We start from the raw sequence: 21,403 nt of genomic DNA on the forward strand, positions 1-21,403 counted from the left end.
TTGACTGTTCGCAATTTAAATATGGAAACATTAACTCTTGCGCTATTTATATTTTGTGGTCCTTTTTTTCGGGGATATATCTTCGAATCCCAACTGATGTGGGCTACATTAGTTATCTCGCTTGGCTTTATTGTGTTCTTACTGAGAAGAAGGCTTCCACAGGATATTACTCTGTACTTACTGCTAGCGCTGACGGCTATGTATGCGGCGAGTATTGGGTATGGCACCGATCACCGCGAAGCGTTAGACAGCCTGTTGAAGGTGGCTTTTCTGATACCTTTGTATATATTCGCTCAGTCTGTAACACGGCAATGGATGAACCGGATTTGGATGGTCTGGGTCTGGCTGACTGCGATGTCCGTGCCGCTAGGGGTAGCCACCGACCAATTCGTCGACGGTCGTCTGGCGGGCTTTATCGATTACGCCAATGGGTACGCTATTCTGCTGCTGGTCGGAATAATAATGACTTTCGCTTTATCCGTGAGAGGGTTTTCCAGCTCCAAATGGATGCAGATCCCAATCTTCCTGTGCGCTGTCGGTATCTGTTTGACTGAATCCAGAACGGTACTGGCACTGTTGTTCGTCGCATTCGTCCTATTATTTTTCTGGAGCAGACGGAGCTTTCCCTTGCTGTGGTTCCGCTGCAGCGCCAATGTCGCCCTTGGAATTGCTGCGGCGACAGCGTATGCCTGGTCACCGTTGTTAGTCATCCCTGTTATAGTGGTATTCGTGCTCGGCTACCGATTATCCGATTCAATGATTTCCCATGGTTACGTCAGGTTAATACTCCTCGCAGTTGTACCCCTGCTGGTCATACTTGCTCTATGGAGCGGATCTAGTATGGCCAGTCGGTGGAGCACGCTTGTCTCCCGCACGGGGGAAGGCTTCACCCGACTCGTCTATTACCATGACGCCTGGTCTATGGTTTTGGACTCGCCGGTATGGGGTTTTGGCGCCGGGACATGGGCGTATATGCAATACCATTATCAGACAGCCGCTTATTTTACGGCATATGTTCATAACCAGCCTTTGCAGGTGATGATAGAAATCGGGATTGTTGGATTTCTGATCTTTGCGGCGGTTTGTGTAAGTCTGGTCGTTCGAGGCTTCTCTGCCGCCAAGCAGAAGGATGAAATAGAAGCCAAATTCGATCACTTTCGCATGCTGGCTTGCTGCATACTTATGATGCACAGTCTGGTCGATTTTTCTTTATCATTTCCCTACCTGCTCGGTCTGCTGTTCATTTTGGGGGCACCCTCCGATGAGAGCGCCTCAGCAGCGAACAAAGTAGGAAGATCGGTTACAGTAAAAACGACCGCCGGCATAGTCACAGCCGGAGCGCTGATCATCGCGACTCTGCTGCTTGTATCTGATCAGCTTCAGCAGTCTGCTACCAGGGCAATTGGGGAGAAACGCAAAGCGGACGCCGTCCTGTTGCTGGACCGGAGCGCGTCTGTGGCAATCTTTGCCGACCGGATTCACGATCGCAAAGCCCGATTATACATGCGAGAGTATGAATCCAATCAGGATCCCCGTTATTTGGATGTCGCTCGAGACGAGAACGAGAAGTCCTTGTCAGGACACTCTGAGCAGATTTGGTATAGGAAGTTGAACAGCGATATTCTGTGGATGCAGGGAGACCGTCAGAAAGCTGTTGCTGTTTTGAGTGAACTAGTTCAGCAGAATCGCTTTATGGCGCGCTGGCGGGAGGAGCTGGGTCAGAAAGAAGCGCAGATGAAAAATTAGAACACCGACAAGGCTGGTTCGGATTATTGTCTATGTATCTCCCTATGCACGAGTGAAGGGGATAACGCTATTGACGAAGATGACCGATTCTAATGACCCATGGGACTGTCATTTGCTCTAGTGTCAATTGTTATTACAAAAAAGATCGTTTTGTACCAAAAGTCATTACAAAATCACGCTAAAGGGCTACTTTTTGTGTCAAGCTGAATTACAACTCACACATAACAAAGTAAATAAACTTGTAACGCCCAAATAAAGTTGTATCACCCCACTAAAGCGCACCCTTTTTTCCACCCATCAACAGGGTAAGTAGTAAGAGGAAAACGGCTGAGTAAAAGCCAGAGGAGCGGGCAAACACAGCCTGTAACTCCAACCAATAACATGCAACCCAAACGAGGAGAGAGCAAGTAACACAGCTCTCTCCCTTTTTCTTTTTCTAGCTATGTTACTTCTGCTGTTTTGGATGAGGAAAAGTGGATGGAAGCAGGTGGGACAAGTAATTTGTGATGTCCGTCTCAGGGCGTTTCCAGAATTGAAAATAGTTTTTCACTATCTTTCTTTGTCATTTTCCCATACTTAGACTTTCCTTCAATAATCACTTCTAACCTGTCTTTCTTGGGCGTTAGCCAGACGGCATAAGTCACTGGTTCGTACGAAATTGCTGGATCCGTATTAATGGTATGAATTTTATAATCAGGTTGACGGGACATAGATACTTTTGCATTTTCCCATGGTACATCTAGTAGAACACTCATTACTGTTTTCACTGTTTCATTATCAACGATTTTCTTATAAACCGTGTAACTTTGTCCTTCTAGTCTACTGATATGAAGATTTAAGTTTTGATAGGGGTTCTGCTGATGCGATGCTTCTTTTTGGTTACAAGCAACTAGGAAACTCATCATGAACAGGAGTAGTAATCCAGCAGTAAAAGATTTTCTCACTTGAAACCCCTCAACTTTCGTATTCTCATATTCCTTGCTGTCTAAATAACGAAGCCATGCCAAGTAATGTTGCTAAAAGTTTTCCAACGATTATTGTTGTTATGATATAATTTTACAAAAGAAAGGAATGAGAACCATGTAGTTTCAAATAAAAATGTAGAACCTCGTTCGAGATCTCCGCCGTTAGTAGATAAGGGTGAGAGTGAAAAAAATAGGAGGGCCTATATGATAAGCAATATTTGGACAGGAACTAAAGTCAGATTACGTTCGGTTTTGTCTAGCGATTGGGAAAAGTATCATAATAATGATTATGATTCTGAATGTGAGAGGCTTTGTGATGTCATTCACTTTCCAAGATCTGAAGAGGGAACGAAGTTATGGGCAGAACATCAATCATCTAAAACCCCTGATGGCGACAATTATATGTTTGCTATTGAAACGCTTGATGGTGAACTGGTTGGAGGTATTAATGCTCATAGCTGTGATTCACGGAATGGGACTTTTAAATATGGAATCGGCATTTTCCGTGAGCATTGGCGTAAAGGTTATGCTTCTGAAGCGGTGAAGCTATTACTGCGATATTATTTCGAAGAATTACGGTACCACAAGGTAACGGCAAATATTTATGCATTTAACGATAGCTCCATTGCCATTCATGAGTCTCTAGGTTTTAAGCAAGAAGGAAGACTCAGGAAGATGATTTTCACTAATGGAAAGCACTTTGACGAGTTAATTTATGGTTTATTAAATAGTGAATATGAAGAATTGAATAGGTAAAAGAGTGCTACAGGAAGGCTGCCATCATCTGGTGGCCTTTTATTGAATGAACAGATAAAGATAGCTCCATTTAGTGTATCGGTCGAGGAAGATGAATGACCTAGTGAAAGGACACTACATATGAAACAGTTTCCCGTTTTAGAAAGCGAAAGATTAGTATTAAGACAGTTAAAGCAGGAAGATTCCAAAGAGCTTTTTCAGTATTTTTCTAAGGATGAAGTAACTGAATATTATGATTTGGAGAGTTTCAAGGAAATTAAACAAGCCGAAGAATTGATTCAATCCTGGAATCGGAAATTTGAAAGCAATCAGGGTATACGCTGGGGAATCTCTTTGAAGTCAGAAGATAGAATAATTGGAACCTGCGGGTATCATAATTGGTTAAAGGAACATTACAAAGCTGAAATCGGATATGAATTAAACCCTGAATTCTGGCTTAAGGGTATTATGACAGAAGCAATTAAGGAAATAATTAAATTCGGATTTAACGAGCTAGAGTTAAACCGAATCGAGGCATTTATAGATCCAGGGAATATTAGTTCACGGAAATTACTTGTGAAAACCGGATTGAGAGAAGAAGGACTATTAAAGGAATACTTTTTTGAAAAGAATCAGTTTGTCGATGCCGCTATTTTCGCCATATTGAGAAAAGATTATAAAGGGAAATAGTTGAGCTATTATTAGGAACGGACATCAAATAGCCGAGTGGGTTACAGGGCTAAATGCTGCAGTCACTCGGCTAAATTATATTGTCATCTCATAATACATAGGTGTCATGTAATTTTCTAAAACTGCCAAACCATTGGTTGTCCTTCCCCGGATTGTCCGCTTCCTTCCTCTATAATTTCGACTACTTCAACAGCACAATGAAACAATAACTTTAAAAGTGCAAGCCCTCTTATCTGACTCTCTCTTAATTTATCGTTTGTGTCATGCCGCTTACATTCGACGAATAGGATCTCGGAACAATCTGGCTTATATATCAACAGATCGGGTTCTTCCACTTTTACAAATTGAGAGAAAGCTGAATAGTATCCTCGACCACTCTCATATCTTGCATCTCCAAAATGTTTACGTAGTATAGTTTCTGCTTCAGGGTACTTTCCCAGTTTGTTTCCGCCAAATAGGTTATAGTCATGATGGATCCATTGATAACCCAATGATTCATAGAATTTGCCCGCTATATACTCACCAAATCCCTTCGAGCCTTTAAGTTTCTTGCAATAGGAGTCAATACAGTCCTCTCGACTTCCAATTACCCAGCGATCTAATTGTTCTTTATTGTAAGTTAATATACGAGAAGGAATAATAATCTCCAGATGAATCACTCCTCAATTTAATGAACCTTCTTGAACCGTTTTTCCATATACGATCAACTTCTATCTCAGTACAATGATAACATAAGAAGCTAAACTTAATTGGAGTTGAGTGTAATGTACTTACGAAGTTTTGAGATACTGAGAAATGACAATGAGGATCAGAATGCCTACCCTTTTCCATACCCGCTGTGAAGCACTTAGATTCCCTTTCCTTGCGAGGAAACGTCACCTTTTTAGCATACGCACTGTTTACAAATCTATAAAAATAGATATAATGATCTATATGGAACCTTTATTGATCTACAAAGCTTTGTCAAACGAGACACGCCGTCAAATTTTGCTGTGGCTAAAGAATCCTAAGGAATTTTTTGATGAAAGAAAGTATTTACAACAAGGCATCAGTTTTCAAATTGGTGTATGTGTGGGGGATATTCAAGCTAAAGTGGGACTTGCACAATCCGTCATCTCTAGCTATCTGTTAACGATGCAGCAAGCTGGTTTGTTGGAATCTGAGCGAATCGGGAAGTGGACGTATTATCGTCGGAACGAAAAGACAATACAGGAATTTGCCGACTACATCCAAAAGGAACTATAGGAGAAAGGAGTTTTTTTTGTTATAACATATCCAGATATATAGATAGATGATTTTATAGATAAATATACTTGTTTAGGAATGGAGATTTATTTAAATGAAAAAGGTTAACCCAATGCTTATCATTATACTGGCTTTAGGGGTATTCGGTATTATTACAACTGAAATGGGGATTATAGGAGTTCTGCCCCAGATCACTCAAAAGTTCAATATAACAACTTCACAGGCAGGATCACTTGTAAGTATATTTGCTTTAGTCGTTGCTATTTCAGGTCCGTTCCTGACCTTACTCACTTCTGGAATTAATCGTAAAGTAATTCTATTAACAGCGGTGTTTTTCTTCGTTATTTCAAATATTTTTTATGCTTATACAACTAATTTCAATGTCATGCTAGCTTTCCGAATTCTACCTGCTATTTTTCATCCTGTCTTTTTTTCGGTAGCGCTTGTCACTGCAGCTAATCTTGTCCCTTCGGAAAAAAGCGGCCAAGCGGTGACGAAGGTTTTTGCTGGAATAACTGTCGGATTTGCTTTCGGTATACCTCTGACTTCGTTTCTTGCAGAACGATTTTCATTAGAAGCTGCATTCTTATTTGGTGCCATTGTAAATACGATTGCCTTTGCAGGGATATTATTGTGGCTTCCTTCCATGCCTATTAAGAAAAGAATGTCTTATGGCATGCAGCTTGCTATATTGCGTAAACCTGAATTGTGGTTAAATATCGCGGCAGTTATGTTTATCCTTGCAGCAATGTTCGCTGTGTACAGCTACTTCGCGGAATATCTAGGGCAAGTAACACATATGAAGGGATCTTGGGTTAGTATGATGCTGATGGCATTTGGAGTAATAATGATTTTGGGTAATTTTTTGTTTGGGATTTTTTTGCAAAGAAACTTAAAAAAGACCGTAATCTTGTTTCCTCTTCTATATATGGTCGTATACGTATTCGCTTATTATTGGGGGTCCTATTTCATTCCAATGATTGTAATCATATTCATTTGGGGGATCGTACATTCTGGTGGTCTTATTGTCAGTCAAACATGGCTCACAACAGAGTCGAAAGAAGCACCTGAATTTGGCAATAGCTTGTTTGTCTCATTTTCCAACCTTGGGATTACTTTAGGATCTTCTATCGGTGGTTGGACTATTTCTCAACTGGGCTTACATCAGCTCATTTGGAGTGGATTTGCGTTCGCCTTACTTGCTTTCTTAATGATTATGATAAAAATAAAATGGTTCAGTTCAAGAGGCGAGGCGGTAAATGCAGCCTAGGTGCATAAATGGAATGAATAGAGATATATTCAAGAGGGGCTGCTTTTTCCAGGCGGCCCCTTCTCAAATTATAAGAAAGTATAAGTTTCCTCTATACTTTGCTTATATTTCAGAGGGAAGAAACTTGCTTCGCCGCCAAGGGCGGCGTTAGCCGTTTCTTCTTGTCGTTCCGTCTACGTTCATCCCTATTAAAGGTAGTGCTGTGCTAATGGTTTCAAGAAGAAGTCAGGCGGCTCAAAAAAAATTGAAATCCACTGATAACGAGATGCATTCAATTAGCGTTCTTACTTGTAGATACTTCCTCTATCAGTAAGGACCCTTCTTTCCGCTTGAATGATACGCGTGGAGAGGGGGAAGTTTGAGTAATGATTACACCTTATTGGTGGAGCAATAATCATCAAAACAAATCCATTTTGAAGTGTCCTTACTAAACTGGTCCACTACGCAAGAGTCGAGTTTTGCCGTTATTTTGCAACCCAAGAACTATTACATAAATATCCCTTTTGATGGTATTTTGTAGTAGTCAATGCAGGGGTTTAAAGTTTCAAATTCCTACTTGACGCGACATGAAAAGTAGTTTTTGGAGGTGTTATGTCATGTAGCGAACAAATGAATGTTCTTCGCTATGCATGTGGATGTTATCTGTCAAGCTTTTCGCGACCTTTTGTTATACCCACATAAGACCAGTTTGCAGTTTTAAAGCAGGTTCCGGAGAAACATTTCTATTCCGCGAACGTTTTACATCAAAAACAAGCATTCGCTCTGTTGTAGTTTCCATCAAATTTCAGCGTAGGAAGGGGAGGTTTGATTATGAAAAAATGGTCTAGAATCACAGTTATAGCAACTTCGCTTATCCTTCTCGGGGTCGCGACTTCTCAAGTAATACAAGCATCAAACCCGCCTATTTCGAGCGAAAATAAGCTAGCGGCTGTCCCGTACGAAGAAAATGTCAGTAATGTTATGGTTGGGGAGAACGGCGCGGTTCTGTTGGTTGACTCAATTAACGATGAAGAGTATTCGGAAATGATGAGTATACTCTACCCTAACGGCATTGTAGATGCGCAGGGGCAAGATATTCCCGGCATAAACAACCTTGCCGAATCTCGTGCAAAATTTGTCGCCGAACATATGAAAGCATATTCGCTCGAGCTGAAATCAGCCTCGGGATTACGAAGCTTCATCCAGATTGGTATCTTACTTGGGTCGATAGCGTAAACATTAGTCCTGATGGTAAGTATGTCGTTTATCGCACGAATCGAGACAGCATCGAGCTTAATGAGACATCTGTTTGGGGAATTGATCTTAATACCGGAGAAGAACATCAACTGATTAATCCGTCCCTTAACAACGATATTATCGGGTTCATTACTGATAGCAATGTTGTTGTGGGAGCACTCAGCGACACGCGTATGATTGATGTAAATAACAAGACGGCTGTTACTGTAGATGTTCCGAAACTGCCGAATTTACGTATAAGCGGCGTTAAGGATGGAAAAATCGTGATCTCAAGTTATAATGATGGCAGTTCTAATTCCACTGCGTTCATTAGTAGTGTCGATGTATCAACAGGAAGGGTATCTGAAATTTCCAGAGTTTCCGGATACCTTGATGGCGAACCCCGTTTTTCACCATCGGGAAGCAAAGTTGCGATAGATTATGGTAACGACCCAATGGTTGGCGTTGACGATGTAATGATTGTTGACTTGTCTACAAAGTCACAGAAATTGCTCTCTATTTCGTCGCAAAACGCTCGGGCAGTTAACGGGAATATTATTCGTTTCCATTGGGTGAATGATTACGCAGTACTCGTCGATGCGAAACATGGAAGTGAATCCTCCAGCTTTCTGGTTAAATCACAAGGGGAGTAATATGCTGTATAAAAAAATGTTTTAATCCATAAATAGCAACAACAAAGGAAGACTAATATGTAATGTTGTATATTTTTGGAAATAGTATATTATAAGGAGAGGTGGTAAAAAAATGAAACGAAAAATAACGGCATTTGCACTCTCTATTACTGCCATTGCGTTCTTTTTCACAACAAATGTATTCGCGGCTGATTACAGTATCGTTTTCGGCAATACGCCGCCATCTATTGTGAATTTCAACTCGCCGCTTTCAACCACTTCAACTTCAGGCTTTGTGGCAGTGAACAGCAAGTGGAATCAACCGCGTCCGGTTGGAACAAATCCCCATAACGGAGTAGACGTACAAGCCGCGTTGAATACAGATGTATATGCGCCATATGACGGGTGGTCAACTGGCATAACTGGTGCAGGTTCGTATGATGTCGAATTTTTGGTGGATGCAAACAACAATAATGTAAAAGATGATGGAGATTATAAAGTTAGGTTTTATCATCTGAATAGTAGGGAGCCTGACGGAAAGAAGACGAAAGGGACTCTGATAGGCAAATCTGGCAATCAGGGAACCAACGCTGCACACCTTCATTTTGGAATCTGTTCTACATCGGGTGGTGTGAAATGGCTCAGAAATGAGGTCAATTACAGGCATTTATCTTCGACGAACTGGAACTCTGGCAAAGACCTAGACGCTTATGCCGTAGTAGGGTGGAATAGCAACACTGCGTCTTTTACCGCGTATATTAGGAATGACGGCGTTAAAGAGTACTTTTCTGAAGTCAGAATGTACTATCGCACAACGTCGGGGGGGACGTGGACTGATGGAGGTGCTATAACCAGATCTGGAGATGTTTATAGTTATAATTTTACCGGCAAGGTACCATCAGGAACATCCGTACAATGGATGTTTAGATTAACTCGAAGTGGTACATCTCAGGCGGCTTTCGGTCCTGCAAAATTCTATCAACCGGACAACGATCCTAACGCGAGTTCGAATGCTTATGAATATCAGACAAACACGGTCTCATAAGATACGATTAATCGTGTTAGCGAGAATGCACCCACGCAGCTTATCTGCGTGGGTGTATGAAGTCCAGAATCATTTGTGCAAGGAGAAATCTATAATGAACACCTCCCATCAAACGCTACGTGCTATGGTAATACTCATGGCAATTACTATGTTGATGTTGCTAGTCGGATGCAATAACAGTACACCCACTGAAACTATGAACCCCAGCCCCACTTCAACGTTATCTCAAACACCTTCTCCGACACCAGATCCGACACAAAACGGAGAAACTAAAACTTTTAATTTTGACGGACTCAAACTTGAGATAACAAACGTCTACGAGGTTCGAACCGAAAATATGAAGGATGATGGAGGTAATCCATGGAAATATAGTGTTTTTGTCTATTATCCCGGCGCTCGTGTTACCGTATTAACCCCCGGTATGAGTGACGTGAATATTAGTGCCGATGGAAAATCTCATGCGAATTGGGGTGTCCTATTGGCGTCGGGTGAACGGAAAGATATCGTTGACGATATGAAGTCATTTGATCTTACGCCCGATATGCTTGGCATTTATAGCCTTGAATCGAGCTTGTATGTATTGAAATTTGAGATGTATAAGAATGACAAATAGGTATCAAAAAAAAGGCACAAACAGGGCACAGAATATGGATTCTGGCCCTGTTTTCGCTTTTCCTAATAGATTTACTTTGCCCTTGGTGACAGCTACGCTGGTACTACCCCGGCTTCGAATTCAAAGGACGGTGTATTGGAATGAGTGACATTAAGAAAGCCCTAGAAGCACAAATCAAGGCGCTGGCCGCTGGCATTAAGGACGTAAAATGTCCTTGCTGCGGCGAGACTACGAGCACCGGATCGGAAGTAAACGATCCGGAAGATGATACCCGAGGAATCGTTACTTGTGAAATAAACGGCTGCGAGTTTTACATCATTGAGTACACGGACGGTACTACATCGCTGGAACCAAGATTCTAATTGAAAACGGAGATACTATTAATATTTACCATGTGTTTGCGGGTGGTGACAGCTACGCTGGTACTACCCCTACAAAGGTACAGAACAACAGCATTTCCTATTCTCATATCGAACTTTCGCATTCGAATATCATAAAAAGCTTGAAGCTCGGAAAGCAGTTGAAAATGTAGGGAAAATAAAACCTAGTTTAATTAAAGACGACTATTACTTAAGCTACATTAAGGGAAACGAATTAGCAGTTAAAGACAGCCTTTATCACAAACAAAAATTCGATGAAGCGTTGATCAGAGGGAATTATAACATAGTTGAGACAGTAGCATTAAAATTCAAAGGGAACCCTCCTATTGCGGTATGTTCCGGTTTCTTGTTGGAATTTGATCTTTCTGGAAAGCCTGCAAGTAGTATTACTAAAACGGATGAGATTGCCCAGCTACTGATGTTAAATGTCATTCCAGAGAAAGAGCAAATGATTGTACTATTCAGTTGGTTAAAAGAACATGAGGAAACCTATAAGAAATTTCGGGAAGAATTACTTTCATTAAGTGCTGGACAGCAGCTTCAACTCTTAAACAACATAATTCCAACTTACTGTGAAAATGTCGTATTCAGTCCGAACTTCATTGACACTTGGGACAAAAGCAAAATAGAAGAGTATGAAAGAAAATTCCACAGTACATTACGCAATCCGTTTCCTCCAGAAAAACGCAATTTACTTGCTAAGTCTTTTGCTAACCTGTTTGAGGACATGGAAAAAGATTCTTAATTACCGAAAATATAAGTTTACACAAATAGTATAAAAATTAGGGGGAATCCGGTAAAATGAATAATAAAGATCTACCTAAGAACATCAATCAAAATCCTAGAAATCCTAAAAAGCCACCATTAGAGCATTCAGTCGACAAACCGACTATTAAGCCACCGCCAAAGAAATGAGGAATTCAAATGCAAAAAAACACTCAGACTGACTCTTCAAGTAAGGATCCAAGAATACTTACAGAATCAGTAACTAAGCCAACTATTATTCCACCAATAAGGAAAAAATAATTATGAGAGCGAAAATGCCTTCTACCAATTCATCAAGACCAGTTAAAGAAGAGAGATCCGTTGATAAGCCCACAATTACTCCACCACCACGAAAATAGTAGGCCCCTTCTCAAGCTATGACTTTTTTTTCTTTTTAACCCGAGGAGACAATACTTCTTCAATCCCCCAATGTTTATTAAGAGCTTTAATTGTCATTTCATAGTTGAATATTTTTACATAGGAGCCAGACTTAATATCATAAAGATGACCTTCAACCTCTATATCATTTTTCTCAATAAAATCCTTGTCAAAATCACGTAACTCTTCAATGTACAAGTGACGTTCCGGTTCAAATGGCCGGGACGTATTTTTTATACAACCATAGATAGGAAGTCCATCTTTTTTATCTATTCTTCCAACCTCTACAACCTGAACATTGTTGTTGAGAAATATTTCATCCCATACTGATGTATTTTTAGATAAGGGAGCCAGATCACGACTAATACGAATCCTATTTACCATCCAAATAAAGATATGATAATGAATCCATTTGGACCAGACTAGTCCGATAATAAAGCTTATTATGGTACTAGCGATGATAAAAGCAATTAAGTAGCTTATGTTATCTGAAGCATTTTTTAAATTCGTCAGTGTCCAAATTTCCGTAAAATTAGATGTAACAATTTTCGAAAATGGATGTCTGCTATTAATCCTTACCAGCCAATTTAATGCATAGATCGCTGAAGCAGAAACTGGGAACCACAACAGCACTGTAATGGCTGTAAATTCTGCTGGGCTATGTTTAACTACGGGATTAATCCCGAAATACTGAACCCAGAAGTAAAGTAGCAATCCAGGCAAGAGAAATATAATAGTACCGATTAGGCTATCCAAAAACGCACCTCCTGTTACTGAGTTTTTCAATAAGTTTAGCCAACTGATGCCCGTTCTCTAAAAAACAATAAGCCTAAAGGCTTTTTTTTTCAAGTACGCGATGTAGGGAGCTTGTCTTAGGGGTCTTTACAGCGATACCCCCTACTGTCGTTTCTTGTTAGTTATATAACGTACGATCTCGGAGATTAATTTGTTGATTATGTTATCAAAAACTTAGACATTTCAGCAGCTAGATTGGTAATAGCGGTTGTAATATCCTTTAAGCCTGAAGAAGAAGAAGAATTCTTAATTCCCTTCCACCAGAGCCTTCAACTTATTGACTTTATATATGTAAAGTCGTATATTTGTATCAGTTGTAGTAACTATGATAACCATGATAACTATGATAACTATGATAATTTTCACTTCAAAATAATAAAGCGAACCGGTGTGCAAGACCGATTCGCTTCTATGTAGAGACTTATAACAAGAGATGCGCGGGATTTTTCCCCTCGCAGAGCGTTAAGCTCAAAACAGCAAGATCCAATCCACGCGCCTAGGAACGCTTAAGTGGTTTGGGTCTTATTTTCTTTTGTAGACCACATGGATATATGTCAACAGTGCCAGTAGAAACATTCCGCCAGTAAACAGCAAAATCAAGTCATTGTTCATACTTCTTCCCCCTCCCTTGTAGCCAGATATTGTGGCTCAGGAGGGAAAAGACCCGCGATCAATCTCGTCTTCGTCGTGACTTCAGCTTATACAATTTGGTCAAAGAAAGTCAAGGATTATGTACCGAAATCAAAAATAAAAATTCCACCTTCTGCAATAGCAAAGCTTCAGCAGATCCAGTAGAATAACGGTGTTTCTTCTATATATGAGTTGGATCTGTTCAAGTCAATAATATCATTATAATAGGTTCCCGTTATCAGGAATATCGTAAACGTGAAATGTGTATTTTATATAGATTGATAGATTCATCACCCTCACTTCTTCTCTCCCAAGGGCTTTTTAGCTACGTGTAACTATGGAGAAACGGTACCGAGGAAAGAAACGAAATAGGTCTTTGTCCTATTGTATTTTGTAGAAGGAGGAGATGGCAATAGCCCGCATGCAAACTCAATTGAAACATTCCAACCAAACCTAGTTTTCTCTGTATGTTTTACTCCACACTCTGGACAATTAAAGCCACATCCATCTAACGTGTCTTTCCATTCAAGTTTAAAGTGTTTGACAGTCTGATTGGATCATAAGACCGGCTGATCCACGGACAATATGTATCTCTCAATGTTCTCTTGGCCAGAGTGAGAGATTCCGGTGCTGCCTTTAACTCAGTATATTCACAATCGTCCCTGCTGCAGACAAGTATTCCTAAAGCAGGTTTTTTATATGGTACTATTTCTGTAAATTCTAACGGGCCTTTTTTTAATTCTAGGTAACCCATACTTTCAAGAACCCCGGTCCCACATCGTGGACAATTCATATTTGTTCACCTCTCCGCTTCTATTCAACCTTAATATTCATTTCTAGTATTTTCTACGTTGTTGTCTATATGCTCTTCATCAATTGGTTTAGGCAGAAGGGTACTAATAATTTTGGATAATAATTCCCTGGATGAAGAGCTACCCGTCTTTAAGAGTAACTTGGACATGTGAATATGGACTGTTTTCTTTTGAATTTTTAATTCATACGCAATTTCTTCGTTTGAATAACCCCGGATAGCTACAACATTTAATAGCTCCGTTTCTCTGGGCGTGAGTTTATGTTCTCTAGCGAAATTATCGTACTAGCAAGACGTCTCCAGCTGAATCTTTCCCAGTAAGAACTTGCAGATCGGGCAGAGACAACGCAAAAACGGATCTCACTCATTGAACGTGCAAATGGGAATGTCAGTCAGGATGTCATGGATCGAGTTTTCAAAGAGCTTAAACTAACGAACATCGAAGCACAATTTGATGAACAAGCAGCTGCGCGGGCTTTCTAAGTCTGCGTTTTTTTTTGCGTTCTTGTCTGTGCGCATCCAGGAGCACTTGCTGAAAATCGGCCCGCCTGCCAGCTTGCCGCATGCGCGTCAATCCGTCAGTCGGGGCGCGTCCGTAGCCGGCCGCGAGAGGTAGGGAATGTCATTTGCCATTCCCTTTATTTTAATTTGTTCTTTTGTTTGGGGATGCAAGGATTCCCTTGCTTTTCTTTTTTTTAGATCCAGTATTCATTCAAATAAACCCCGAATGGCAATAATCCCAAGCAATTCTTGAAGAGTAAACATTACTTTTTATAGAACCCATGTCTTTCTAGTTCAGTAGTAGAAGTGCCTCCCCGTTTATTAAGGACATTCTCCACTTTAGTCAAATGAGCTTCGATCAGTTCGACGGCTCTCGATTTATCTCCATGGGCAATGGCTTCATAAATGTTCTTGTGTTCCTCAAGCAGTCGAGAAGCTGAAGATTTATCCTCGTAAAACCAGAGCTCCCGTGTCTTGCCGATCGTTTCAGTTAGACGCTGGGTAAGGGAATCCATCAGCTGAATAAGCAGCGAATTATGTGATGCCGCTGCTATGGCACTATGAAACTCTACATCGGCTCGCTCACCGTCATAGGTGTCATTGTTGATCATAGCGAGCTCCATCCTCGTCAAAATGGTCTGCAATTTATTCAAATCATCCTTGTTGCGTCTATCCGCGGCAAGTGCGACAGTACCGACCTCCAGCACCTTCCTCACCTCGAGTATTTCTCTAACCGACTCAGCGCCTAGAAAAGGATCACCTGCACCAGGCTGTACGTCTGAAGGCAAAATTTTCTTCACGAATGTGCCGCCGCCATGGCGGACATCGACCCAACCCATCGCTTTCAATGCGCTAAGTGCCTCACGTATGGTCGATCGCCCTACGCCGAATGAGATAGAAAGATCAACAACGGAAGGTAATTTTTGCCCCGGTACAATCTGTCCTTGTTCGATCTGACTAAGGATTAGCCGAGTAACGATTTCATGACCTTTCTCGGTCTCTACTTTGATCGGGTGCATAGCTGTGACCTCCAGATAAAAAATTTGATTCCGAACACTATACTCTACTTGTATCATAAGCTATAATCAATATAAAGTCATCAGATGACCTGACTACTATTTATGGGAGGAAATGAAGATGCTAAATCCTCAAATTGTGAACCGTTTGCGATCTATCGTTGGAGAGAAATACTATCGAGACGATATGGAGTCATTGGTCTCGCACTCATACGACGGGACACCCATGCTGCAAGCTCTGCCGGACGGTGTTATTTATCCGGATTCTACCCAGCAGGTAGCTGACATAATGAAAGTGTTATCTGAAGCGCAAATACCGCTTGTAACACGCGGATCAGGTTCAAACTTATGCGGAGGGACCGTTCCTATACAAGGTGGCGTCGTAATGGTCATGCATCGCATGAACCGTATAATCGAAGTCGATCTAGAGAATCTTACTGCAACCGTCCAGACAGGGCTCATAACGGCGGAGTTTACCGCCCATATCGAATCACTGGGCTTGTTTTATCCCCCAGACCCAAGCAGTATGCGGATATCCACAATTGGAGGCAACATTGCTGAATGTTCCGGCGGACTTCGTGGATTAAAGTATGGAACGACCAAAGACTATGTTATTGGTCTGGAAGCGGTTATGGTTAATGGAAGCATCCTTCGTACAGGAGGAAAGCTGATGAAGGATGTAGCTGGTTACGATCTAACCAAGCTGTTAGTCGGTTCGGAAGGGACACTTGCAGTCATTACAGAAGCGACGCTTAAGCTAATTCCCCCTCCGAAAGCCAAGAAAACGATGCTGGCCATGTTCCGAGACTTGTACGGTGCGGCGCGAACAGTATCCAACATTATTGAATCGAAGATTATTCCCGCGACGCTGGAGTTCTTGGATAATCCGACGATTCAGGTCGTTGATGATTTTGCCAAGCTAGGACTCCCTCGCGACATGGAAGCGATTCTGTTGATTGAGCAGGATGGGGATCCGGAGACGGTGGAGCGGGACATTGAGAGAATCAGAGAAATCTGTATCCTTGAGAAGGCTGACCGAATTGAAGTGGCTGCGAACCGGGAGGAAGCGGAGAAACTGCTGACAGCCCGTAGAAGTGCATTCACCGCTTTGGCCCGACTTCGACCTACAACGATACTGGAGGACGCGACTGTTCCTCGGTCCAAGATTGCCGATATGGTGCTGCGTATCAACGAGATTGCTACTAAACATAGGGTCACAATTGCGACTTTCGGGCATGCAGGGGACGGGAATCTTCATCCTACCGCGACAACGGATGCTCGGGATAAGGAAGAGATTCATCGCGTTGAATTAGCATTTGAAGAGATTTTTGAGGCTGCGATCGAGCTCGGCGGTACGATAACCGGAGAGCATGGCGTCGGTATCGTGAAGGCTCCCTACCTGGAATGGAAGGTTGGAGCAGCGGGGATGGAAGTGATGCGTGGCATCAAAGCGGTATTCGATCCTCATAATATTCTGAATCCTAGCAAGATGTTTGCCAAGGAAACGAAAAAAAGGGTGGTTATTCAGCATGGCTAATAGTCACACTATGAATAAGCCGATTATCGAACACAGCAACCCACTGTCGCGAACACTTCTGGAGAAGCTGGATTACGATCAATTGACGAACTGCATGCGCTGTGGATTTTGCCTTCCAGCTTGTCCAACCTTTAAGGAAACCGGAGTAGAAGCAGAATCACCACGAGGTCGAATTGCACTTATGAAGGCGGCAGTCGATGGGCTGATGGAGCCTGATCCTATGTTCAAGGAGCAGATGAACCATTGTCTGGGCTGTAGGGCATGCGAGCCGGCATGCCCGGCTGATGTCAAGTATGGACAACTTATCGAACAGGCACGAGATGCGATTGAGGATCATACTGACCATAGCCTGCCTATTACCGGACTGCGTAAATTGTTTTTCGACGGTGTGTTTCCACATCGCAGCCGATTGAAATGGTTGGGGCGTTCCCTGCAGTTCTACCAGAAGTCCGGCCTTCAGCGGATTGCCAGAGGTACGGGCATCATGCGTCTGTTTCCCTTGCATATGCGCGAGATGGAAGGGATTCTTCCCGCAGCTACGGCACGCGGGGTAATTGAGCAGCTTGGTACTTCCTATCCAGCCAAAGGAGAGCCAATTGCTAGGGTGGCTCTGTTCAGAGGCTGTATTATGGACGTCCTGTTCGCTGGAACGAATGTGAACACGGTGAAATTATTATCGGAGGCAGGCTTTGAGGTATTCATCCCTGAGACGCAGGTTTGCTGCGGAGCGCTTCATGCACACAGCGGAGAAATGGATGCAGCCAGAGAACTAGCCAAGAAGAATATAGCGGCCTTCAAGGCGGCCAATGTTGACTATATCGTTTCTAACGCTGGCGGCTGCGGAGCGCTTCTGATTGAATACGATCATTTGCTGCATGAAGATAAGAACTGGCATGAGGACGCAAGCTGGTTCGCAACGCGTGTGATCGATGTGAGCCAGCTCATTATGGAGAAGGGACGAATCCCGTCTTTCGCTGACGCTCTTGCGAATACTGGAACATCCGAGATGGTTCGGATTACGTATCAGGATTCCTGCCATCTACGCAACGCCATGAAAGGTTCAGCGGCTCCAAGACAGCTGATGAAGCGGGTTGCCAATGCCCAATTCATCGAAATGAAGGAATCGGATCGCTGCTGCGGGTCAGCTGGCATCTACAATGTTACCCAGCCGGAGATGGCTGGACAGCTGCTGGAGCATAAGATGGAACATGCCAATCAAACGAATGCTCGGTATATGCTGACAAGCAATCCCGGTTGTCTGCTCCAAATGAAGCTCGGAATTCAGAAACATAAGCCCGAAGAGAAAATGGAAGCCATGCATATCGTCGATTTCTTGCATGAGCGGCTGATTGTTTCCGACTAATTAAGGAGGCTGTAACAGTCCTCATAGCTTCATTAAATATACGAACCTGATCATACCTTCATCAAATTAGACCAATTGGAAAAGCTAAAAAAGCGCGTGCCGATAATCAACCGGTGCGCGCTTTTTCAGCTTGCTTTACTATACATTCTTATTTTACAAGTTGAGGTTTCTTCTTATTACCCACAAGGAGGATGCAGCCATATACGAGCAAGAATACAAGCATAATGCTGGCAGCATAGCGATACATAACAGCATAGCTGCTGACAGATGCAATTGAGCCAAGCAGCATAGCACCTAGAGCGACACCCAAATCAGTGGAATTGTAAAACATACTATTTACCATGCCATGCTTCTCAAGAGGTGATTCTTTAAGCATCCAGGCTTGAGTGGCTGGTTGAATAACACCGAGTCCAAGTCCGTAAAGCAACGCGGAGATGACTAGAGAAGGGAACGTATGCGCATAAGAAAGAATAGTCAGACTCGCGATGATGAATAATGCACCGGGAATGAGTAATACCATATGTCCTCTTCGATCAAAGAGGCGCCCAGATATCGGCCGGATGATGAGAACCGATAAAGCATTGAAGAGGAAAAATAAACCGATATGGGCAAGATGGACCTCTTTAGCAAACAGGGCAATAAAGCTTAACAGGCCTCCATAAGTGATGGAGAATAAGGCGTTCAGAATAGCCGGTAGTAGAAATTTTCTGCTTGATTTTGTAATTGGCTTCCTTGTAGCGGTTGCAGTTGAGTTGCGTTCATCTGGTGCTTGAACCGGCTTCATCGTTAGGCTGCGACTGAATACTAGGGTAGGGATAATGATGATAACGATAACGCTACTAAGAGTGGTTAATGAAGGGAATCCGTATCCAGCCAGCATGCTGAGACCGATCATAGGTCCGAATGACATTGCTAAGCTGGTGGATAAGCCGAAATATCCGACTCCTTCACCTAATCGACTGCGAGGTATAATTTGTGAGACTAGCGTAGGCAAGATCGTGCTGCTCATGCCAAAACCAATTCCGAAGCCAACCCGAAGAAACAATAATACGGTAATGGAATCAGTAAATGAGATTGTAGCAGTTGATACTGCGGTAAGGAACAAACCGATGAAGAGCAGAAGATTACGTTGATACTTACGCATCAATATAGCAGTAGCAAATCGGGATACGATGGCGGCCAACGCAAATAGACTGGTTAATAAGCTCACGACAAAATTACCCGAGTGAAACTGATCCTTTACATAGGAAGGTAGCGGGGCAAGCTGCATTTGCAAGCATAGAAAAAGCAAGAAAAAAGATAGCGTTAACGCGATAAACGTCGACGTCCACAGCTTCTCCGGTTTCTCTATGAGCTTTGTATTATTTTGAAGTTCTAGCTGATTAGACATGGTCAGGACTCTCCTTAGTCTTCTTTCGTTAATTGATTCAGATTCTCGCCAATTCGCAAGAGCAGCTGGATGAGCATATCATATTCGCTCTTGCTGAAACCGGCTGTAACATCGACTAGCGTTTGCCGTTCGATGGGTAGGGTTTGCTCAATGAGTGTGTTGCCCTTTTCAGTCATGTAAATAAGAAATGATCTTCTGTCGCTTTTATCTGGTTTCTTCGTAATATACTGCTTGCTTTCCAATGTATCTAGAATTCGTGTTGTAGTTGGCTTATCTTTACCAGAACGCGCTGCGAGTTCCTTCTGAATTAAGCCCTCCTGTTCCCGCACACGAACGAGTACAGCCCATTGTTCAGGCGTTATATCATAATTTTTGAGCCGCTGAAGCAAGAAGTTTGTTAATTTTCGGTAGGTTACTCCCATGAGGAAGCCAACCGATTCATCGAGCTGGCTTGTTGTTAACGGTGATTGTTCCACTTTAAAAACACCTCAATATCATTTAGTTGTTAAGACAACTATAAGTGAGACAACTACAATTGTCAAATCAATCGTTAGCCCAATCCAACCTTTGGCTAATGATTGATTTGACGATAATCCCGCGGCTCCTACTGATATGGATTTACTCGGTGAAATGGTTCAGAACATTTCGTATCATAACGCTCGTCGTTATTTCGAATTCTAATGGAAGTGACCTGTTGTCTTCTTTTTTGGACGATCTCCGCATAAGCTTGGAAAAGAAATGCGGACGAAGTGCAGAGGAGGCGTCGCATGCCAAAGTGGGGGAGACGGCGATGGCGCGGCAGCAGCGGCGGAAAACGCCGATCAGGTAAAAAGAGCCGTAAGGGTTTGTGGTTATTCATTCTGCTGATCCTATGCTTACTTATGTTCCAAATGTTCATATTCGTCGAGCGCAACTTGCAGGAGCCGCTGATGACGGTTGCTAAGATTCGTGTGAAGCAGGTCGCTACGCAAGCGATCAATGAAGCGATATCCCAGCAAGTAGCCACGCAGACCAATCCGGATAAACTGATCGATTGGAAAACGAATGCCAGTGGTAAAATCTCGGGCTTCATGCTTAATTATGCCGAGCATATGCGTATTACGTCAGAAACAGCTATTCGAGTGCAAAACACACTTAACCATATGGGTGATATTCCAGAGAAAATTCCACTTGGGCAAGCACTGGGTAGCGCGATTATCGCCTCATTTGGTCCGCGAATTCCGGTAAAGTTCGAGCCGATCGGAGCGGCCAAGGTTGATCTGGAGACAAAACAGCAGAATGCCGGGATTAATATGATTTTGGTAGAGGTATATATGCATATCGTTGCAGAGGTTTCGATCATTATTCCGTTTGACACACAGCCTGAACTGGTTGAAACGGATGTGCCGATCTCTTATCTGCTCGTTGTTGGTGACGTGCCGATGTACTACTACGATAATAACGGGAAGCCTGTTGGCAGCTCGGCACAGAATGCTCCGAGCATTTCATTACCGGTGCAGAACGGCCGAGGTGGTGTCTCGACGACAGTTCCACATAACGATCCAAATACAGAATCGGACTCTTCCGACACATCGACCCATTCGATGAAAAGTGATTCAGCTTCAGGCCATTCAAATAGCCCTTAGAATTAGTTGAAAAATTTGCAAAAAAAAAGCGGTTGCTCAATTGAGCTGAAACTCGG

General features: G+C 42.6%; 22 protein-coding genes and 1 pseudogene. 15 read left to right on the forward strand and 8 right to left on the reverse strand.

What is annotated here, in order from left to right:
* Positions 1 to 21 precede the first annotated feature (21 nt).
* Positions 22 to 1,746 (forward strand): O-antigen ligase family protein, encoded by a 1,725-nt coding sequence (locus EKN16_RS30260; RefSeq protein ID WP_232016096.1) that lies wholly within the window; start codon positions 22 to 24, stop codon positions 1,744 to 1,746.
* A gap of 515 nt (positions 1,747 to 2,261) precedes the next feature.
* On the opposite strand, the gene EKN16_RS30265 is transcribed toward EKN16_RS30260, so the two are convergent.
* Positions 2,262 to 2,753 carry a YhfM domain-containing protein gene (locus EKN16_RS30265; protein ID WP_125665131.1) on the reverse strand — a complete coding sequence of 164 codons (492 nt, stop codon included), beginning with the start codon at positions 2,751 to 2,753 and terminating at the stop codon, positions 2,262 to 2,264.
* Positions 2,754 to 2,915: 162 nt separating this feature from the next.
* Here EKN16_RS30265 and EKN16_RS30270 point away from each other — a divergent pair, with 162 nt between their 5' ends.
* Together EKN16_RS30270 and EKN16_RS30275 are read left to right on the forward strand one after the other, a co-directional pair.
* On the forward strand, positions 2,916 to 3,467 hold the full coding sequence (locus EKN16_RS30270; protein WP_125665133.1) for a GNAT family N-acetyltransferase: 552 nt from the start codon (positions 2,916 to 2,918) through the stop codon (positions 3,465 to 3,467).
* 120 nt (positions 3,468 to 3,587) lie between these two features.
* Positions 3,588 to 4,136: a GNAT family N-acetyltransferase gene (locus EKN16_RS30275; RefSeq protein ID WP_125665135.1), complete on the forward strand. Its 549-nt coding sequence runs from the start codon at positions 3,588 to 3,590 to the stop codon at positions 4,134 to 4,136.
* Positions 4,137 to 4,252: 116 nt separating this feature from the next.
* Here EKN16_RS30275 and EKN16_RS30280 read toward each other — a convergent pair whose 3' ends face one another.
* Positions 4,253 to 4,795 (reverse strand): hypothetical protein, encoded by a 543-nt coding sequence (locus EKN16_RS30280; RefSeq protein ID WP_232016098.1) that lies wholly within the window; start codon positions 4,793 to 4,795, stop codon positions 4,253 to 4,255.
* A 274-nt stretch (positions 4,796 to 5,069) separates the two neighbouring features.
* Here EKN16_RS30280 and EKN16_RS30285 point away from each other — a divergent pair, with 274 nt between their 5' ends.
* From EKN16_RS30285 to EKN16_RS30320, 8 genes are all read left to right on the forward strand, one after another.
* Complete coding sequence (locus EKN16_RS30285; protein ID WP_125665137.1) at positions 5,070 to 5,381, forward strand: ArsR/SmtB family transcription factor; 312 nt, start codon at positions 5,070 to 5,072, stop codon at positions 5,379 to 5,381.
* Between the two features lie 94 nt (positions 5,382 to 5,475).
* Complete coding sequence (locus EKN16_RS30290) at positions 5,476 to 6,651, forward strand: MFS transporter (protein ID WP_125665139.1); 1,176 nt, start codon at positions 5,476 to 5,478, stop codon at positions 6,649 to 6,651.
* 810 nt (positions 6,652 to 7,461) lie between these two features.
* Complete coding sequence (locus tag EKN16_RS30295; RefSeq protein ID WP_125665141.1) at positions 7,462 to 7,866, forward strand: hypothetical protein; 405 nt, start codon at positions 7,462 to 7,464, stop codon at positions 7,864 to 7,866.
* Positions 7,867 to 8,036: 170 nt separating this feature from the next.
* Positions 8,037 to 8,519 carry a hypothetical protein gene (locus EKN16_RS30300; protein ID WP_125665143.1) on the forward strand — a complete coding sequence of 161 codons (483 nt, stop codon included), beginning with the start codon at positions 8,037 to 8,039 and terminating at the stop codon, positions 8,517 to 8,519.
* A 112-nt stretch (positions 8,520 to 8,631) separates the two neighbouring features.
* On the forward strand, positions 8,632 to 9,543 hold the full coding sequence (locus EKN16_RS30305; protein WP_125665145.1) for a M23 family metallopeptidase: 912 nt from the start codon (positions 8,632 to 8,634) through the stop codon (positions 9,541 to 9,543).
* 94 nt (positions 9,544 to 9,637) lie between these two features.
* Complete coding sequence (locus tag EKN16_RS33325; protein ID WP_183530806.1) at positions 9,638 to 10,156, forward strand: hypothetical protein; 519 nt, start codon at positions 9,638 to 9,640, stop codon at positions 10,154 to 10,156.
* 140 nt (positions 10,157 to 10,296) lie between these two features.
* Positions 10,297 to 10,518, forward strand: coding sequence for a hypothetical protein (locus EKN16_RS30315; protein ID WP_125665147.1), 222 nt, complete (start codon positions 10,297 to 10,299; stop codon positions 10,516 to 10,518).
* A 364-nt stretch (positions 10,519 to 10,882) separates the two neighbouring features.
* Positions 10,883 to 11,281: a hypothetical protein gene (locus EKN16_RS30320; protein ID WP_232016100.1), complete on the forward strand. Its 399-nt coding sequence runs from the start codon at positions 10,883 to 10,885 to the stop codon at positions 11,279 to 11,281.
* Between the two features lie 395 nt (positions 11,282 to 11,676).
* Here EKN16_RS30320 and EKN16_RS30325 read toward each other — a convergent pair whose 3' ends face one another.
* From EKN16_RS30325 to EKN16_RS30340, 4 genes and pseudogenes are all read right to left on the reverse strand, one after another.
* Positions 11,677 to 12,435: a DUF6338 family protein gene (locus EKN16_RS30325; protein ID WP_125665149.1), complete on the reverse strand. Its 759-nt coding sequence runs from the start codon at positions 12,433 to 12,435 to the stop codon at positions 11,677 to 11,679.
* 561 nt (positions 12,436 to 12,996) lie between these two features.
* Positions 12,997 to 13,086, reverse strand: a complete 90-nt coding sequence (locus tag EKN16_RS33330; protein ID WP_125665150.1) for a putative holin-like toxin — start codon at positions 13,084 to 13,086, stop codon at positions 12,997 to 12,999.
* An 841-nt stretch (positions 13,087 to 13,927) separates the two neighbouring features.
* Positions 13,928 to 14,164 (reverse strand): annotated as a pseudogene (locus EKN16_RS33855) (helix-turn-helix transcriptional regulator); the annotation flags it as partial.
* A 515-nt stretch (positions 14,165 to 14,679) separates the two neighbouring features.
* Positions 14,680 to 15,435, reverse strand: coding sequence for a FadR/GntR family transcriptional regulator (locus tag EKN16_RS30340; RefSeq protein WP_125665151.1), 756 nt, complete (start codon positions 15,433 to 15,435; stop codon positions 14,680 to 14,682).
* 118 nt (positions 15,436 to 15,553) lie between these two features.
* On the opposite strand from EKN16_RS30340, the gene EKN16_RS30345 reads away from it, so the two are divergent.
* Positions 15,554 to 16,969, forward strand: coding sequence for an FAD-binding oxidoreductase (locus EKN16_RS30345; RefSeq protein WP_125665152.1), 1,416 nt, complete (start codon positions 15,554 to 15,556; stop codon positions 16,967 to 16,969).
* Entirely contained in the window at positions 16,962 to 18,332 is a 1,371-nt protein-coding gene (locus EKN16_RS30350; RefSeq protein ID WP_125665154.1) for a (Fe-S)-binding protein, read from the forward strand. The genes EKN16_RS30345 and EKN16_RS30350 overlap by 8 nt, the downstream gene beginning before the upstream one ends.
* Positions 18,333 to 18,480: 148 nt before the next feature.
* Here EKN16_RS30350 and EKN16_RS30355 read toward each other — a convergent pair whose 3' ends face one another.
* Positions 18,481 to 19,722, reverse strand: a complete 1,242-nt coding sequence (locus EKN16_RS30355; protein WP_125665156.1) for an MFS transporter — start codon at positions 19,720 to 19,722, stop codon at positions 18,481 to 18,483.
* Positions 19,723 to 19,736: 14 nt separating this feature from the next.
* Positions 19,737 to 20,198, reverse strand: a complete 462-nt coding sequence (locus EKN16_RS30360; protein WP_232016102.1) for a MarR family winged helix-turn-helix transcriptional regulator — start codon at positions 20,196 to 20,198, stop codon at positions 19,737 to 19,739.
* A 149-nt stretch (positions 20,199 to 20,347) separates the two neighbouring features.
* Between EKN16_RS30360 and EKN16_RS33335 the strand changes: the two genes are divergently transcribed.
* On the forward strand, positions 20,348 to 20,551 hold the full coding sequence (locus tag EKN16_RS33335; protein WP_232016104.1) for a hypothetical protein: 204 nt from the start codon (positions 20,348 to 20,350) through the stop codon (positions 20,549 to 20,551).
* On the forward strand, positions 20,490 to 21,347 hold the full coding sequence (yunB, locus tag EKN16_RS30365; protein WP_125665158.1) for a sporulation protein YunB: 858 nt from the start codon (positions 20,490 to 20,492) through the stop codon (positions 21,345 to 21,347). Before EKN16_RS33335 ends, yunB begins: the two co-directional genes overlap by 62 nt.
* Positions 21,348 to 21,403 lie beyond the last annotated feature (56 nt).

It is taken from the genome of Paenibacillus baekrokdamisoli (genome assembly GCF_003945345.1).
In the GTDB taxonomy this organism is placed as follows: domain Bacteria; phylum Bacillota; class Bacilli; order Paenibacillales; family Paenibacillaceae; genus Paenibacillus_Z; species Paenibacillus_Z baekrokdamisoli.

Coding starts and splice junctions, on each gene's coding strand:
- EKN16_RS30260 (WP_232016096.1), top strand. CDS start 22: ATGGAAACATTAACTCTTGCGCTATTTATATTTTGTGGTCCTTTTTTT.
- EKN16_RS30270 (WP_125665133.1), top strand. CDS start 2,916: ATGATAAGCAATATTTGGACAGGAACTAAAGTCAGATTACGTTCGGTT.
- EKN16_RS30275 (WP_125665135.1), top strand. CDS start 3,588: ATGAAACAGTTTCCCGTTTTAGAAAGCGAAAGATTAGTATTAAGACAG.
- EKN16_RS30285 (WP_125665137.1), top strand. CDS start 5,070: ATGGAACCTTTATTGATCTACAAAGCTTTGTCAAACGAGACACGCCGT.
- EKN16_RS30290 (WP_125665139.1), top strand. CDS start 5,476: ATGAAAAAGGTTAACCCAATGCTTATCATTATACTGGCTTTAGGGGTA.
- EKN16_RS30295 (WP_125665141.1), top strand. CDS start 7,462: ATGAAAAAATGGTCTAGAATCACAGTTATAGCAACTTCGCTTATCCTT.
- EKN16_RS30305 (WP_125665145.1), top strand. CDS start 8,632: ATGAAACGAAAAATAACGGCATTTGCACTCTCTATTACTGCCATTGCG.
- EKN16_RS33325 (WP_183530806.1), top strand. CDS start 9,638: ATGAACACCTCCCATCAAACGCTACGTGCTATGGTAATACTCATGGCA.
- EKN16_RS30315 (WP_125665147.1), top strand. CDS start 10,297: ATGAGTGACATTAAGAAAGCCCTAGAAGCACAAATCAAGGCGCTGGCC.
- EKN16_RS33330 (WP_125665150.1), bottom strand. CDS start 13,086: ATGAACAATGACTTGATTTTGCTGTTTACTGGCGGAATGTTTCTACTG.
- EKN16_RS30340 (WP_125665151.1), bottom strand. CDS start 15,435: ATGCACCCGATCAAAGTAGAGACCGAGAAAGGTCATGAAATCGTTACT.
- EKN16_RS30345 (WP_125665152.1), top strand. CDS start 15,554: ATGCTAAATCCTCAAATTGTGAACCGTTTGCGATCTATCGTTGGAGAG.
- EKN16_RS30350 (WP_125665154.1), top strand. CDS start 16,962: ATGGCTAATAGTCACACTATGAATAAGCCGATTATCGAACACAGCAAC.
- EKN16_RS30355 (WP_125665156.1), bottom strand. CDS start 19,722: ATGTCTAATCAGCTAGAACTTCAAAATAATACAAAGCTCATAGAGAAA.
- yunB (WP_125665158.1), top strand. CDS start 20,490: ATGCCAAAGTGGGGGAGACGGCGATGGCGCGGCAGCAGCGGCGGAAAA.